The sequence below is a fragment of the Flavobacterium salilacus subsp. salilacus genome (assembly GCF_004634195.1).
Taxonomy (GTDB): Bacteria; Bacteroidota; Bacteroidia; order Flavobacteriales; family Flavobacteriaceae; genus Flavobacterium; species Flavobacterium salilacus.
Genome location: NZ_SKBP01000005.1, coordinates 244,041 through 259,864, shown reverse-complemented (window position 1 = coordinate 259,864; position 15,824 = coordinate 244,041). Strand labels below are relative to the sequence as shown.

At 36.4% G+C, this 15,824-nt stretch carries 17 protein-coding genes and 1 tRNA gene; 3 read left to right on the top strand and 15 right to left on the bottom strand.

The features are described 5' to 3' along the window. Positions 1–866, top strand: an 866-nt coding sequence (locus tag E0W68_RS08615) for an Ig-like domain-containing protein (protein ID WP_135219018.1), incomplete at its 5' end; no start/stop codon positions are given. A gap of 173 nt (positions 867–1,039) precedes the next feature. Here E0W68_RS08615 and E0W68_RS08610 read toward each other — a convergent pair. From E0W68_RS08610 to E0W68_RS08560, 11 genes are all read right to left on the bottom strand, one after another. Beyond that, a tRNA-Ser gene (locus E0W68_RS08610) sits at positions 1,040–1,124 on the bottom strand. Positions 1,125–1,271: 147 nt separating this feature from the next. Beyond that, entirely contained in the window at positions 1,272–2,411 is a 1,140-nt protein-coding gene (gene ribB, locus E0W68_RS08605; RefSeq protein WP_135219017.1) for a 3,4-dihydroxy-2-butanone-4-phosphate synthase, read from the bottom strand. Then, the gene (locus E0W68_RS08600; RefSeq protein WP_135219016.1) at positions 2,411–3,898 is read right to left on the bottom strand and encodes an LptF/LptG family permease; all 1,488 of its coding nucleotides are present in this window, start codon (positions 3,896–3,898) and stop codon (positions 2,411–2,413) included. The genes ribB and E0W68_RS08600 overlap by 1 nt, the downstream gene beginning before the upstream one ends. A 7-nt stretch (positions 3,899–3,905) precedes the next feature. After that, entirely contained in the window at positions 3,906–4,556 is a 651-nt protein-coding gene (locus E0W68_RS08595) for a LolA family protein (protein ID WP_225990295.1), read from the bottom strand. Between the two features lies 1 nt (position 4,557). Continuing rightward, positions 4,558–7,026 (bottom strand): DNA translocase FtsK, encoded by a 2,469-nt coding sequence (locus tag E0W68_RS08590; protein ID WP_135219014.1) that lies wholly within the window; start codon positions 7,024–7,026, stop codon positions 4,558–4,560. Positions 7,027–7,055: 29 nt separating this feature from the next. Continuing rightward, positions 7,056–7,439: a diacylglycerol kinase family protein gene (locus E0W68_RS08585; protein WP_135219013.1), complete on the bottom strand. Its 384-nt coding sequence runs from the start codon at positions 7,437–7,439 to the stop codon at positions 7,056–7,058. Between the two features lie 10 nt (positions 7,440–7,449). Next, a complete protein-coding gene (gene tpx / locus E0W68_RS08580; RefSeq protein ID WP_135219012.1) occupies positions 7,450–7,947 on the bottom strand; it encodes a thiol peroxidase in 498 nt (165 codons plus the stop codon). 99 nt (positions 7,948–8,046) lie between these two features. Beyond that, positions 8,047–8,796: a heavy-metal-associated domain-containing protein gene (locus E0W68_RS08575; protein WP_135219011.1), complete on the bottom strand. Its 750-nt coding sequence runs from the start codon at positions 8,794–8,796 to the stop codon at positions 8,047–8,049. A 98-nt stretch (positions 8,797–8,894) separates the two neighbouring features. Then, positions 8,895–9,155 carry a DUF6952 family protein gene (locus E0W68_RS08570; protein ID WP_135219010.1) on the bottom strand — a complete coding sequence of 87 codons (261 nt, stop codon included), beginning with the start codon at positions 9,153–9,155 and terminating at the stop codon, positions 8,895–8,897. Continuing rightward, complete coding sequence (locus E0W68_RS08565; RefSeq protein WP_135219009.1) at positions 9,136–9,450, bottom strand: thioredoxin family protein; 315 nt, start codon at positions 9,448–9,450, stop codon at positions 9,136–9,138. The genes E0W68_RS08570 and E0W68_RS08565 overlap by 20 nt, the downstream gene beginning before the upstream one ends. Before the next feature lie 19 nt (positions 9,451–9,469). Next, on the bottom strand, positions 9,470–10,108 hold the full coding sequence (locus tag E0W68_RS08560) for a peroxiredoxin (RefSeq protein WP_135219008.1): 639 nt from the start codon (positions 10,106–10,108) through the stop codon (positions 9,470–9,472). Positions 10,109–10,366: 258 nt separating this feature from the next. On the opposite strand from E0W68_RS08560, the gene E0W68_RS08555 reads away from it, so the two are divergent. Both E0W68_RS08555 and E0W68_RS08550 read left to right on the top strand, forming a co-directional pair. Further along, positions 10,367–11,524 (top strand): THUMP domain-containing class I SAM-dependent RNA methyltransferase, encoded by a 1,158-nt coding sequence (locus E0W68_RS08555; RefSeq protein ID WP_135219007.1) that lies wholly within the window; start codon positions 10,367–10,369, stop codon positions 11,522–11,524. 53 nt (positions 11,525–11,577) lie between these two features. Beyond that, entirely contained in the window at positions 11,578–11,811 is a 234-nt protein-coding gene (locus tag E0W68_RS08550; RefSeq protein ID WP_135219006.1) for a hypothetical protein, read from the top strand. 260 nt (positions 11,812–12,071) lie between these two features. Here E0W68_RS08550 and E0W68_RS13965 read toward each other — a convergent pair whose 3' ends face one another. The 4 genes from E0W68_RS13965 to E0W68_RS08530 all read right to left on the bottom strand — a co-directional run bounded on the left by E0W68_RS13965 (position 12,072) and on the right by E0W68_RS08530 (position 15,755). Beyond that, positions 12,072–12,503: a GldL-related protein gene (locus tag E0W68_RS13965; protein WP_225990294.1), complete on the bottom strand. Its 432-nt coding sequence runs from the start codon at positions 12,501–12,503 to the stop codon at positions 12,072–12,074. Then, entirely contained in the window at positions 12,490–12,837 is a 348-nt protein-coding gene (locus E0W68_RS08540; RefSeq protein WP_135219005.1) for a PadR family transcriptional regulator, read from the bottom strand. Before E0W68_RS08540 ends, E0W68_RS13965 begins: the two co-directional genes overlap by 14 nt. Positions 12,838–13,076: 239 nt before the next feature. Next, positions 13,077–13,526, bottom strand: coding sequence for a hypothetical protein (locus E0W68_RS08535; RefSeq protein WP_135219004.1), 450 nt, complete (start codon positions 13,524–13,526; stop codon positions 13,077–13,079). Between the two features lie 51 nt (positions 13,527–13,577). Beyond that, a complete protein-coding gene (locus E0W68_RS08530; protein ID WP_135219003.1) occupies positions 13,578–15,755 on the bottom strand; it encodes a S9 family peptidase in 2,178 nt (725 codons plus the stop codon). Between the last annotated feature and the right edge of the window lie 69 nt (positions 15,756–15,824).

Here is a 15,824-nt window from a genome sequence, read left to right as displayed (position 1 = left end):
CCGTAGCCGAACTGGAAGCCGATATCGAAAATGCTTTATGGTATGCCGATGAAACAGGCGGTGCACCATTGGCAGATGATACAGCTTTAGCCACCGGTACCTATTATGCAGGTCAAACCGTAGGTGACTGCGAAAGCGCAAGAGTAGCCGTAGCAGTGACCGTAAATGCACTTCCTGCCACCCCTGTAGCAGCAGCACAATCCTTCTGTGGCAACACTACCGTAGCCGAACTGGAAGCCGATATCGAAAATGCTTTATGGTATGCCGATGAAACAGGCGGTGCACCATTGGCAGATAATACAGCTTTAGCCACCGGTACCTATTATGCAGGTCAGACCGTAGGCGACTGCGAAAGTGTAAGAGTAGCGGTAACAGTAACCAACGAAGGACTGGCTATTCCTGAAGGCGATAGTGAACAGAGCTTTGAATTGGAAACAGGTGCAACCCTTGATACACTTGAGGTAACCGGAGATAATCTTGTATGGTATGAAGACGAAGAACTGACCATAGAGCTTCCTTCTACTACAGAGCTTGTAAGTGGTACTACTTATTATGTGGTACAAACCACAGATGAATGTATGAGTGGAGCCTTAGCTATAACCGTAAACGGAATTTTAGGTACAGATACATTTGATACTTCAAGTTTCAGTTACTACCCTAATCCTGTAAACCATGTACTAAACTTTACCTACACATCAGATATAAAAACAGTTTCTGTATTTAATCTGCTGGGTCAGTCTGTATTATCTGAAGAAATCAATGCAGCAGAAGGTAAAATCAATATGTCCCATCTTCAGTCGGGTACTTACTTTGTAAGGGTAAACACCATTAATGGAGATAAGATAATAAAGATTATAAAGGATTAATAACTTAGGTTATAAACATAATGAAACCGTCTAAAATGTAATTTTTAGACGGTTTTTTTAATTAAGGCATTGCTGATGCACTTTTTTAATTTATCAAAAAGACTATGAAGAGTATAAATCACATTTATAGTAAAAAATAAAGCCCCGTAATCAATCGATTACGGGGCTTTTTGCGGAGGAAGAGGGATTCGAACCCCCGGACCTGTTACAGTCAACAGTTTTCAAGACTGCCGCAATCGACCACTCTGCCATTCCTCCAGTATGTATGCAATCATTTGCTTATTGCGGTTGCAAATATACTAACCTTTTACAGTTTTCCAAATAGATTTTTTTAAAAATTATGAAATTACTTTTTCAGGGTTTTTAAATGTTTCATTAACTGTAATTTAATGAAAAAATAAATTTTTAAAATTCTACGTATTCGGTTATTTCAAGTCCGTAACCTATCATTCCTACACGTTTTGTTTGCCCTGAGTTGGTTAGTAATCTTATTTTTGATACATCAATATCATGTAGTATTTGCGCCCCGATACCAAAATCTTTTACATCCATTTTAATCTGCGGGGCTTCGTTAATACCTTTTGCCTGCAACTCTTTCAATTCTTTAAGACGCGTTAACATTTCAGAAGAACGTATTTCCTGATTGATGAAAACTACGGCAGCTTTTTCTTCTTTATTTATTCGTTTAAATATACTTTCCAGTTTACTGTCGGCATCTTTAGTAAGCGTGCCCAATATATCATTATTTACTTGGCTGGAGTTAATACGGGTAAGTACCGGCTCTCCTGTATTCCAACTGCCTTTAGTAAGTGCTATATGTACTTGTTTGTTGGTAGTTTGTACATACGCTCTCAGGCGAAACTTACCAAAACGAGTAATAATCTCAAAGTCTTCTTCTTTGTGTATCAGGCTGTCGTGTTGCATTCTGTAAGCAACAAGATCTTCTATAGAAACGAGTTTAAGATTAAATTTTTGGGCTACTTCATACAGTTCAGGCAAGCGTGCCATAGTGCCGTTATCGTTCATTATTTCGCAAATAACTCCCGCAGGTTTAAATCCGGCAAGCCTTGCAAAGTCTATAGCAGCTTCTGTATGCCCTGTTCGGCGCAGTACACCGCCTTCTTTAGCTATCAGCGGAAATATATGCCCGGGACGACCCAGTTCGTAGGGTTTAGTGTTTGAATCTACCAATGCTTCTACGGTTTTGGCTCTGTCCTGTGCCGATATACCTGTGGTAACACCTTTGCCTCTCAAATCGACCGATACTGTAAAGGCTGTTTCCATAGCATCGGTATTATTAGTTACCATTGCATGAAGTTCCAGTTCTTTACATCTTTTTTCGGTAAGGGGTGTACATATAAGTCCTTTACCGTGTGTTGCCATAAAGTTTATCATCTCCGGGGTTACTTTCTCGGCAGCAGCAAGAAAATCGCCTTCATTTTCGCGATCTTCATCATCTACAACAATAATTACCTTTCCGTTCCTGATGTCTTCAATGGCTTCTTCTATAGTGTTGAGTTTTATATTTTGTTCTGTAGCTGGCATTATTCCTCTTCTTTAGGTTTTAATTTAAATATTTTTTGAATCCATTTTTGCAACGGAGATAATATGTTATCCATATTAATTAATCCGATATCATTGGTTGCCCTATAGGTTAGCAATACTGCAAGCGGACTCAGTACGAAAGATGACATCCATGCTCCTAAAAATGGTGGTATTCCGTCTTCCTGAGCTAATTTTTTACCAAAGGTATTTATAAAGTGAAATATAATAAATATAAGTACTGCAAAAACAATGGGTAGTCCGAGTCCTCCTTTTCGTATAATAGCTCCCAATGGTGCACCGATGAAAAACATAAGAATACAGGCAAACGCTATTACAAATTTTTCATAAAGTGCATGCCAGTGCCCGTTGATGTTTTTAATTTTCTCTTTTACTTCGTTTTGTCCTGACTTGATTATAAATTGGGCACTGTTCAGGTTATTTGAAGCAATTTCCAGTACTCGCTTTTTATCGTCTTCTTTCTCAAAGAGAGACAGTATATTTTCAGGAATGCTGTCTATTACTGATGTTGTATCCAGCGTATCAGAATTTTTTTTATCCAAAACGGCGGTTATAGCGGGCAATTCTGTAAGATTCATGTTTACCCGATTTGTTATATTGTCGGTAATGCTTTTCTTTTCTTTTTTATAATTAGATTGCAGGGAGTCCAGCGTATAATTAAGCTCTGTCAAATTCAGCATATTGTTGGTATGCACTCCCTGACCGTTATCACCTTCATCAGTATTAAGTTTGGTTAAATCGATATTCATTACCTGCTTTTTAAAACTACTTTTTGCAAAAGGTAATTTATTCCGTTCCGAAGGCTTTTTAGCATTAATTTCTTCATAATAATAACCGTCAAAAAGCTCCAGTTGCAGCAGGTTGTCGTTTTCATTGCTGTGCAGTAATCCTGTTTTAGAGCGTATAACAGTGGCGTTTGCCGAGTTTGGCAATCGTTTGTGTATTGTAACGCCTTTTAGCTTTTCTCCGTCCTCACCTGATTTTTTATCTACTTTAATGTTAAATGATCCGATGGCATTAAACTGTCCTTCCACAATAGCCATAGCTGGTTTTCGTTTTGCAATGCTTTTACGGAGGTTAATAAATTCATACTGGGCGTTGGGTATAACATTGTTAGCAAAGAAAAATGCCACAATGCTTAAACCGAAAATAAATACCATGAGCGAACGCATTGCTCTTTTTAACGATATGCCCGAAGATTTCATGGCAGCAAACTCATAATTTTCGGCAAAATTACCAAAGGTCATTATGGATGCCAGTAGTATAGATAGCGGAAGTACTAACGGTACAATAGTGGGGGAGTAAAAAAGCAGGAATTTTACAACAAGCCATGCATCGAGGTCTTTACCTGCCAGTTCTGATATAAATAGCCATATACCCTGTAAAATAAAAATAAAGAACAGGATAACAAATACAGTTGCAAATGTTTTAAGAAACGAAGTAAGGATGTAACGGTCTAATATTTTCACCGGAAAATTAGTCTAATCTATTGATGTAGTAATTAGGATATTTACTCTCTGTAAAGGTAAAATGATTTTTTGACAATGGCTGGTTCGTTTTAAAAGAATTTATGGTAAACGTAGTTTTAGTACCATCCTTGTCTATTTTCATCAGGTTGTATATATGTTTTGTTTGCAGGTCAATACCTATAAGCACTTCTTTACTGTTATTATTCCGGTCAAGTGGTTTTAGCTTTATATACTGTATTTTTCTGCCTTTTATGTTTTGGGTAATGTCCCATATATATTTATAACCTACATTAAAAAAAGTAAACATCTTTGCAGGCGTTAACTCATCCGTATTTTGGTCATCAAAGGTAGAAATGGAAATCTCTTCATCTTCGGGTACAATGTTATATACTTTACTGCCGTCATATATTCGGGTTATACCCATAATATTAAGCACATACAAGTCGCCTTTAAGGGCTACATTGCCTTTGCTTTCCTGATTTATATTTTGCTGAGGATTAACAACTGTATATTTAAAATCGAGCACAATATTATCGTAGCTTCTTATTTTTAGAGAAACTTGATCGAGCAGGTTTTTAGCTTTTAACGAATCCTGTGCATTAGCGGAAAAACAAAATGTGAGTATAATAATTGCTATAAACTTTACACTCTTTTGCATATTAAAAATCATTTTCTTCATTTTTAAAAAATAATTCAAGAGATGCCATGTCAGGAATAAGCACACTTCTTGCCTTACTGCCTTCAAACGGACCTACTATACCTGCTGCTTCCAACTGGTCTATGAGCCTGCCCGCACGGTTGTAACCCAATTTAAGCTTACGTTGCAGTAAAGAAGCCGAACCCTGTTGTGCAATAACAATAACTTCGGCAGCCTCCCTAAACATCGAATCTCTCTCGGAGATATCAATATCAAGATTAGTGCCATTTTCTTCGCCAACATATTCAGGAAGGAAATAAGCATTAGGATAAGCTTTTTGCGAACCGATAAACTCTGTTATTTTTTCTACTTCCGGTGTATCTACAAAAGCACATTGTACCCTTGTTATATCATTACCTTGTGTATATAGCAAATCTCCGCGACCAATAAGCTGGTCGGCACCCTGATTGTCCAATATAGTTCTCGAGTCAATTTTAGAAGTTACCCTAAAGGCTATCCTTGCAGGGAAGTTGGCTTTAATAATACCCGTAATAACGTTAACCGATGGGCGTTGTGTAGCAATAATAAGGTGTATGCCTATAGCCCGTGCAAGCTGTGCAAGCCTCGCTATCGGGGTTTCTACTTCTTTTCCTGCTGTCATGATAAGGTCGGCAAACTCATCGACTACCAATACAATATAGGGAAGGAAACGATGCCCGTTTTCAGGGTTTAATTTTCGTTGTCTGAATTTATCATTATACTCTTTAATATTTCGCACCATTGCATCCTTGAGCAGGTTGTAGCGGTTATCCATCTCGATACAAAGCGAATTTAAGGTGTTTATTACCTTTGTATTATCTGTTATAATTGCATCGCTGTCGTCAGGCAATTTTGCCAAATAATGTCGTTCTATTTTATTAAACAGCGTAAGCTCTACCTTTTTTGGGTCAACCAATACAAACTTAACTTCGGCAGGGTGTTTTTTATACAGTAACGATGTAAGTACGGCATTCAATCCTACCGATTTACCTTGTCCTGTAGCACCTGCCATTAGCAAGTGAGGCATTTTGGCAAGGTCAACCACAAAAGTTTCATTAGAAATGGTTTTACCTAAGGCAATGGGTAATTCCATTTCGGCATTCTGGAATTTTGGCGAGGCTATAACGCTTTTCATCGAAACCATTGTAGGTTTCTTGTTAGGTACTTCTATACCAATTGTTCCTTTGCCGGGAATAGGCGCAATGATACGGATGCCTAATGCAGATAGTGACAAGGCTATATCATCTTCCAGATTTTTGATTTTTGATATCCTGATACCTGCCTCGGGTACTATTTCATATAGTGTTACGGTAGGACCTACTGTAGCTTTTATTTGTGCAATATCAATTTTATAGTTGCGCAGGGTTTCTACAATGCGGTTTTTGTTTTCCTCCAGCTCCTCTTGGTTGATAGTTATCCCCCCCGATGAGTAGTCTTTTAATAATTCTATCGATGGAAATTGATAATTAGAAAGGTCGAGGGTAGGGTCGAACTCCCCAAAATCTTTAACCAACCTGTCAGCAAGGTTTTCTTCTACAACCTCTTCTTCGGCAGATTTTTCGATTACAAAACTTTCGGTAACGGGTTCTTCCGACTCAATTTCAATTTCAGGCTCTTTTTGCTTGGTATTCAAATTAATTTCTGAAGAATGGGATATGGTAGGCTTTAAGTTTTCTTTATTTATTTCAAACTGCGAGGGTCTTACGGTAAGTTCCATCTTTTCCAGTTCGTCTTCTTCGCTTTCATCAATATCTGTCGTTATCGCAGGCTCATAATCCGCTATGGCATTTTCAGGCGTTGGCGTCGTGATGTTATTGGGTGTTATAGCATCATTTTCGGCAGTTTCCTGTACTTCGCGTTGTTTTCTTTCAAAAAGTGATTTTATTACATCGGGCGAAATTTTTACTCTTAACAACAGGAATACAAACAGCCCGAAAATAAGCACCAGCATAGTACCTGTCTTGCCAAGATAGTCCTGCATGAAAAGGTTTACTTCAAAACCGATAACACCGCCAAGTTCCGGCAGGTATTCATTAAAGAAACCAAAAAGTACTGATATTATGATAACAAGGAATAAATCCCAAAAAAGTGTTTTTTTGAGCTTTCCGGTAGGTAAGTCCAAAACAAGATAGGCACCCAGCAGGAAAAAAAATCGTACTATGATAAATGATGCTACACCAAAACCATGATATAAAAATAAATCGGCAAGGTAAGCACCAAATTTGCCCAGCCAGTTATTTACCGTTTCGCTTCGGTTGGCAAAAGCAGTAAGTTCGCTTTGGTCATACTCACCATACAGAAAATAAGATACAAAGGAAAGGAGCAGGGCTACGGCAAACAAAAAGGACAACACACCCACCAATACTTTGTTTCTGCGAGATAATGCCCATTTTTTCTTATCACTAATCGGTTCAGCCTCTTTTTTAGAAGTATCTTTTTTCTTTTTTGCCATTTAGGGAACTGTCTTTAAATGTAAAAATATCAATTTAGTTGAAAAAGCAGTAAAACCTTAGGGTAATAAATCATTATCCCTATACATAACGCTGTGAGTGCCGCAAAAAAAACGGCACCCGCAGCAATATCTTTTATAAAACCAATTTTTTCGTGGTACTGCGGATGAATAAAATCAGCAATTTTTTCGATAGCTGTGTTTACCCCTTCTATTCCCAGTACTAAGCCTATGGCTAAGGTTTGGATAAGCCACTCTGTAGCAGAGATTTTGAAAAAAAAGCCGGCTATGGTTACTAATATTCCTATTGTAAACTGTATCATAATACTATGCTCAGTAATAACCAACTTATATGCTCCGTGAAAAGCATATACCACACTTTTTAATCTGCCTTTTACAAACCTGTTGTCTTTCATTAATTACATATTATAAAACCGCGAGCGCACTCTCATAGTCGGGCTCGTCTTTTATTTCTGCAACTTGTTGTGTATATATAACGTTACCTTCTTCATTTACAACTATTACGACTCTGGAGTGTAGTCCTTCCAGCGGTCCTGTAGTAATGGTCAGACCATAATTTTCGCCAAAACTTCCATCCCTGAAATCAGAAAGCGTAATTACATTTTCCAATCCTTCGGCACCGCAAAAACGGTTTTGGGCAAAAGGCAGGTCGCGCGATATGCATAGTACTTTTGTATTTTCTAATCCTGATGCTTTTTCGTTGAATTTTCTTACTGATGCTGCACAAGTTCCTGTATCTATACTGGGGAATATATTAAGTACCAGTTTACTGCCTTCAAAATCGGCAAGCGATACATTACTAAGATCACCTTTTATAAGGTTGAAATTCGGTGCCTTTGTACCGGTTTGAGGTAAGCTACCCGATGTTTTTACCGGATTTCCTCCTAAAGTTATATCTGCCATTTTCTATATTTTTAAGTAAACAAAAGTAACAAATTATAGTAGTAATTTTAATATATTAAGGTAAAGAAACGGTTGTAACTGTTTTTTAAATTCAAATGCTTATAAATAGGCTATCAGCATAGCCACACTCATCACTATCATAAGCCCGTCTTCTATAATAGTAACAGTACTCATGGGCAGGTTAAATACCGCACCAAGGCAGGCACATCGTATTTTCTTTTTATTCAACACGCTTTGTAATACACCAATAAGGCTTACAGACATTATTATGGCTGTAAAGGCATTGGTAAAAACAGGTTCAAAATTTACAGCAAACGCAATACCTAATCCTAACTCTATAAACGCATAGATGTAGCCCCAGCTTTTAAACTTCATGGCAATAACATCATACATGGCATAGCTTTCGGCAAAACCCTTTAAATCGAGCATTTTAAAGAAGGAAAACGTAAGGAAGAAACCCGCCATAAATGTTCTCATAAATGTCATCCAGATAAAATGCTTACCAAAAAATGCGGATATGGTTGATATTACGGTTACATAGGCAGCTATTATCAGGATGGGTTTGTAGGTTTCAATCCAGCTTTTTTGCACTTCGGGCTGTTCTCCAAAAATATTTTTAACGGGCGTATGGTGCTGTTGTTCTTTTTCGTGCAGCTCATATTTAGGATAGTCCTTAAGAGCCTCCTGCAATTCAGATGTAGGGATGTGTTTATCCATTGTTACGCTTGCTTCGGCATTTTCAAGGTCTATTGTTACATTAGTAACGTGGAGTACTTGTTGCAGCAGGCTCTCTACTTTAGCGGAACAGCCTTCGCAGGTCATTCCTGTTACGGTATATGTGTGAGTCATTGTATATTAAATTTAGTGTATTGCAAAGGTAAAATAAGTTAAACAAAAAAGGCGCTCCCGTTTTACCGAAAGCACCTTTTTACCCAATTATAAAAAATCTAATTTTTGTCTATTGCTCCAAGTACGCGCATCATAAAACTATTCAGCGCTTCCTTTTTGCTCATACCACCTTTAATCATCTTGTTAACTTCGAGAGCACCATACATGTTAGATATTAATTCTCCAACAACATCCAGTTCCTCATCTTTTAACGAAGGTACTTCGGTAAGGGCTTCGAGCACTTCCAGGGTTTCTATTACATAGTCCTGGTCATTTTGCTCGATAAACTCGGTTAAGTGTTTAATTACTGGTAACTTCATTGATTAAATTGGTTAATATATCAAGTTTATTGGTTTGTACCTGATTTACCAGGCTCCCGTTTTTAAAAGTAGCAAAAGTGGGAAGGTTATCTACCTTAGCCAGTTTTCTCGATTCCGGAAAATTTTCAGCATCAGCTATAACAAATGTTACATTCTCATGCTCTCCTGCCATTTTTTTAAACTTTGGCTTCATTATTCGGCAGTTACCGCACCATCCGGCAGAGTATTGCACTACTACAACATCGTTACCGGCAACAATTTCTGCAAGATTATCTTTATCAAGTTCCTGTAACATGGTTTTGTTTTTAAGTTAATTAGTTATTGCTAAGGTAAGAGGCAACGCCTTTTCTGTCGGCAGTCATTGCTTCTTTACCTTCTTCCCAGTTTGCAGGGCAAACTTCACCTTTCACTTGTACGTGAGTGTAGGCATCTATAAGGCGCAGGTATTCGTTTACGTTTCTGCCAAGCGGCATATCGTTTACACTTTCGTGGAATATTTTACCGGTTTCATCTACAAGATAGGTAGCACGATACGTAACGTTAGAACCTTGCAGGATAACAGAGTCCGTTTCCTCGTTGTACTCAGAAGATTCTATATCAAGAATGCCAAGTATGTTGGCTAAGTTTCTGTTAGTATCTGCAAGTATTGGGTAAGTAACCCCTTCTATACCACCGTTATCTTTAGCAGTGTTAAGCCATGCAAAGTGTACTTCGTTAGTATCACAAGATGCACCGATTACTATTGTATTTCTTTTCTCAAACTCGCCTAAAGCTTCCTGGAAAGCGTGTAGCTCGGTAGGGCAAACAAAAGTAAAATCTTTAGGATACCAAAATAGTAATACTTTTTTGTTTTTGTTTACAGCTTCTTCAAAAATGTTGATTGAAAGGTTATCTCCCATTTCAGAGATAGCATCTACAGCAATGTTTGGGAATTTTTTTCCTACTAATGACATATGTATAATTTTTATGGGTTATTAATTTTTAACATGACAAAAGTAATTATTACACGGGCTATATATAAATGATATTTATCACATTTATCTATACAAGTATAGAAAATTACTATACAATTTAAAATAATCAATAAGATTGATATATGCAAGTTTGTAAGCGGAAAATATATGTTTTATAAGGTACTCTAAAGCCAATAATGGGCTTTATGGGATAAATGCTAATTATTTACCTTATTTTTGCACAGATACTAAGACAGAATGGAAAATTTTAAAATGATAGCCAAAACCTTATTCGGTTTTGAAGAAATACTGGCAAAAGAATTAAAAGACCTGGGTGCTCAGGATGTAGAGCAGGGGGTACGTATGGTGAGCTTTAAAGGAGATAAAGGCTTTATGTATAAAGCCAACCTTGCGTTGCGTACCGCTTTAAAAATATTGAAACCCATATATTTTTTCAGGGCTTATAATGAAAGCAGCCTGTACAAAGGGATACAAGGCATAGATTGGTCGAAATATATAAATGAAAACCAATCGTTTGTGGTAGATGTTACTTTACATTCCGACCATTTTAATCATTCGCAGTTTGTGGCTTTAAAAACTAAAGATGCCATTGTGGATCAGTTTAGAGATAAATTTGGCAAACGACCTGATATTGATAAAGATTTCCCCGATTTACGTATTAATATACATATCCATGACGACCAGTGCTCTGTAGCACTTGATACCTCGGGGAACTCGCTGCATCAAAGGGGGTATCGTACAGCTACTAATATAGCCCCTATTAATGAGGTGCTTGCTGCGGGTATGTTGTTGCTTAGCGGTTGGGATGGGCAAGGCGATTTTCTTGACCCGATGTGTGGCAGCGGTACTATACTTGCCGAGGCAGCTATGATAGCTTGTAATATACCGCCTAATATAAACCGTAAGGAGTTTGCTTTTGAAAAATGGAATGATTGGGATAATGATCTTTTTGATGCTATAGTTGACTCGTTAATGAAAAAAACGCGTGAATTTCATTATACCATAAAAGGATATGACAAAGCCCCCTCGGCGGTGGAGAAGGCAAAAGATAATATAAAAAATGCCAATTTGGATGATTATGTTACCATTGCCCGCGAAAACTTTTTTGAAACAGAAAAGGATACACAAGGACCACTGCATATAGTGTTTAACCCACCTTATGGTGAAAGACTGGATGTAGATATGGAGCGTTTTTATCGTGAGATAGGTGATACGCTAAAGCAGGGGTATCCCGGTACTAATGCCTGGTTTATAACGGCTAATCTTGAAGCATTAAAATATGTGGGGTTACGCCCTTCTCGAAAAATAAAGCTGTTTAACGGCAAGCTGGAAGCCAGACTGGTAAAGTATGAAATGTATGAGGGCAGTAAAAAAGCCAAATTTCAGCAGTTTTAATCCATAAAAAAAATTAAGGCTATAGCATAGCAAAACAATATAAGTGTATAATTATGAACAAAAAAGCAAAAGCAATACTTTACAATTTTTTAGGCTTTGCACCTATATTTTTACTTTTATATTTTACAATTCCTCAGTTTACAGGACTTACAGGGTTGTTTATTCCGCTTACTGCTTTTGTGGTAGCTACTATATTAGCCCCAAAGTTTCAGGCTATAAAGTATCAGGGACAAGAAAAAATATTGATGAAGTGGCTATTCATCAAAGGAGTAAAAGAAGTAAAATAAAAAAGGAGGGATATTGTCCCTCCTTTTGTTTTTAACTAACTCGAATTTTTGTTTAAAGTCTAAGAGACCGTTTTATACTTTTGATAAAAATAAACAGGTAGATACCCGAAGTTTAGCAAGATAAAGCCTGTCACTATTAACATACTTGCCATAGGCCAATGCATAATTTTAAATAGTATACCTGTACTTAGTATAAATAAGGTAATAAATCCTAATAAATAAACTGTTCGTTTCATGATATGATTGATTTTAATTAATGATTATTCAGATAACTTTTTTTCGAATGTTTTATATCGAGTGTAAAAGAATACAGGGAAAAATATTACAATTAGTACTAAAAATCCTGATGCTAAAAGGATACCTGCTCCCGGCCAGTGCATCATCTTAAAAATAAATCCTGTACTAATTAAAGTAGCTGCAATATATCCTACTATATATACAAGCATTTGTAGTCGCAGGCTTTTTTTCATAGTTGTCATAGCATGGGTTTCTTTTTGTATGCTATTCATAGCATAATGTCCTCCAAATTCATGTATAGCAGCTTTATAAGCTGTATTAAAATCAGGAAATTCATTGCTTTCTATATAAGTACAAATATGGTCGAGTAAATCTTCTTTTAGTTCTGTTGACTTAACCCCGTAAAAGTCAAGATTTGTATCTATATATTTTATTTGTTCATCAGTTAAGTTCATATACTGTTTTTTTATCATTAAAAATTAAAGAAAGAGTAGTTATAAAGTCGTTTAACTCATCTGTTATTTCTTTAACTACTTTTTTGCCCGACTCGGTAATTTTATAGTATTTACGAACCCTTTTGCCTATATATACTTTTTCTGTATCAAGTATTTTATCCGCCTCCATTTTATGAAGTATGGGATAAAGTGCACCTTCGGAAATATCAATTTTTCCTTTAGTGAGTTCTTTTACTTTTTGGGTAATCTCATAACCATACATTTTATCACTCTCGCTAATGAGTTTTAAAATTATGGGCTGCAATGTTCCTTTAGTGAGTTCTTTATTATACATAGTGCAAATATACATTTTATTTTAATACATTTATATAAAATGTATTATTTTTTAAATAAAAAAAACAGGGGCTGTTAAAGCCCCTGTAACTCTGTCAAAAAATCACCCCTAACTTTTGACAGAAGTTTGTTAAATCCTAAAAAAGAGATTAGTTGGTTTGTACTAATCGACCATTGTTTGACAAATTTATTTTTTAAATATTAGTTATGAAATACCTAACAATGGGTATTTTTACAGTATTAGCTATTTTTATTGAACTCATATCTGAATTTATGACGAAAAAGAGACCATTTATTAGTTAACGATTTGTCTTTTATACGGTTAACCTTTTTTCCTTTTTCGTTTATTATATACAGATTATTATCTTTTATGTGGTATTTAATAATATTATACTGCGGTTTGACGTATTTAATACTATCACGAACCGACATTGTTCGTGGTTTCGACATCGAAAAATATTCTTTTAGTAGTAAACTGTCCTTACTTATCTTATAAGTGCCGTATGTTTCAAATGTCAGGTCATATTCACTTCTCCATGTAAATGTACTGTCCGGGTAAAGTTCTATAGAGGTATAAAACAGATAGTTTTGCTTTTTAAGTTTTAAACGGCAGGTATAGCTGATGGTGTCTTGTGCAAATGCGCTTATCGCAAAGAAGAATAGTAATGTTAGAAAAAATTTACGTTTCATATTGTACTATAAATAATAAACGGAGGTCTAAGCCTCCGTTATATATTATAATTAATCTTTTTTCAGATACGTGTCAAAATAATCCGCTATTTTCTGGTTTAAATGAAAACGATCTTTACCACGCACATTATGCTCATGCGTAGGGTACAGAAAGTAATCTATTTGTTTGCCCGCCTCAATACAAGCCTGTATAAACTCCATACTATGTTGTTGTACTACCACGTTATCCTGAGCACCGTGTATCATGAGCAATCTTCCTTGTAGGTTTTTAGCTTTGTCAAGAAGACTTGTTTTAGCATAACCTTCCGGGTTTTCCTGTGGCATATCCATATAGCGCTCGCCATACATAACCTCATAAAACTTCCAGTCGATAACCGAACCGCCGGCAACACCTACTTTAAAGGTTTCAGGATAGCTTGTCATTAATGAAGTTGTCATAAAACCGCCAAAGCTCCAGCCATATACCCCAATTTTATCCTGATTTACAAAAGGTTTCGATTTAAGAAACTCAACACCTTTCATTTGGTCAGCCATTTCATTTTGTCCTAACTGGCGGTGTATTACGTGTTCAAAATCACGTCCGCGGGCATCGCTGCCTCTGTTATCTACAGTAAATACTACATACCCTTTTTGTGCCATATAGTAATCAAATAACGAAGCTCCGCCCAGCCACTCATTAGTAACAAGTTGTGCGTGAGGACCTCCATACACATACACCATTACAGGATATTTTTTAGAAGCATCAAAATCGGCAGGATAAATCAGCCTTCCGTTTAGCGGTGTTTTTCCATCGGCAGCCGTTATGGTAACCAGCTCCATTTTTGGTAAAACCGTTTTTCCTGTATAAGGGTTATCAGCTTTAAACAGGGTAGTAGTTTTATTATTTTTCAGGTTAATGATACTTACATCATTAGGAGTAGTAGTATTGCTAAAGCTGTCAAGCGCATACGTAGCATCACTATTCATAATAATACTATGTGTGCCTGATGTAGTAGTAACTTCGGTTGTTTTACCTGATTTGAGGTTTACCTGATATAATTGCCTGTCCAGACCATTATTGGCTGTACCTATATAATATACATTTTTAGCTTTAGCATCAAATTCTAATAATTCAGTCACAACTACGTCTTTATACCCTAAGTTTTTTAGTAGTTTACCATCAGTATTGTATAAATATAGTTGTTCATATCCATCTTTTTCGGTACGGTATAAAAACTCATCGTTTTTGCCGGGAACAAAAGTAAGCGGGTGTAAAGGCTCTACATACGTAGGAGCTTTTTCTTCAAACAGAGTCTTTATAAAACTACCTGTAGCAGCATCATACTTGTTTAACTTTAAATCGTTTTGTTCTCTGTTTAAAACGCCTACAAAAATTGACTTTCCATCAGGAGACCATGTTATAGTGGTAAGGAACTGCTCTTTAGGTCCATCTGTTTTTAAAGTAACTTTTTTAGCAGATGCAACATCATATACTACAAGTGTTACTTCTTCGCTTTTTAATCCTGCCATAGGATATTTTATATCTTTTTCCAATGCAGTACGCTGTCTGAAATCTACTAATGGATAGTTACCTACCATAGTTTCGTCTTTACGATAGTATAGTAGTTTATCGCTTTTAGGGCTCCACCACATACCTCTGTCAATACCAAATTCCTGACGGTGGGTATAGTCGCTACCGTTTACAATACCTACGGCATCATTAGTAACAACAGTATTTATACCGCTGGCAGAAGTGATAACTATATTATTATCATTTAAAGAAGCTGCATAATTGTTATTGGGAGAAAGTACTTGTTGTGCAGCTTTAGCGTTTATAGCGATTGCACGGGTTACTTCTTTTTTGTCAACATTAAAAAGTACTAAGTAATTGGTATCTTCTACTTCAGTTTCAAAAGAAAGTGTGCTTTTGTCTTTCCAAGTATAACTGTACGGGAAAATCTGCATTGTAAATTGTTCCTGAGGGAATTTATTTTTTAATGCTGTTAGTATATCCTCTTTAGTAAGTAAAGTGTTTTCACTCCAGTTGTTACTTTCGCTACGAGCCAAGAGTGCCGAATACGAATCGTTAAGGCAAGTAACGGTATTAGTTTCAGGCTGCCATTGTGGAGATGTAAGACCTTTAACAGCAAATGCCTGATATTGCCCATAAGTAGCTTCCTGTATAGTAAGGTTGCGTTGCGCCGTTGCCGCAATACCTGTTAATAGAAACAGAAATAATAATTTTCTCATTTTAATTTGTTTGTTGTTCGATTAGAAAAGCGAATTTAACGAAAACTGTGTAATACGCCGAAATGTAAT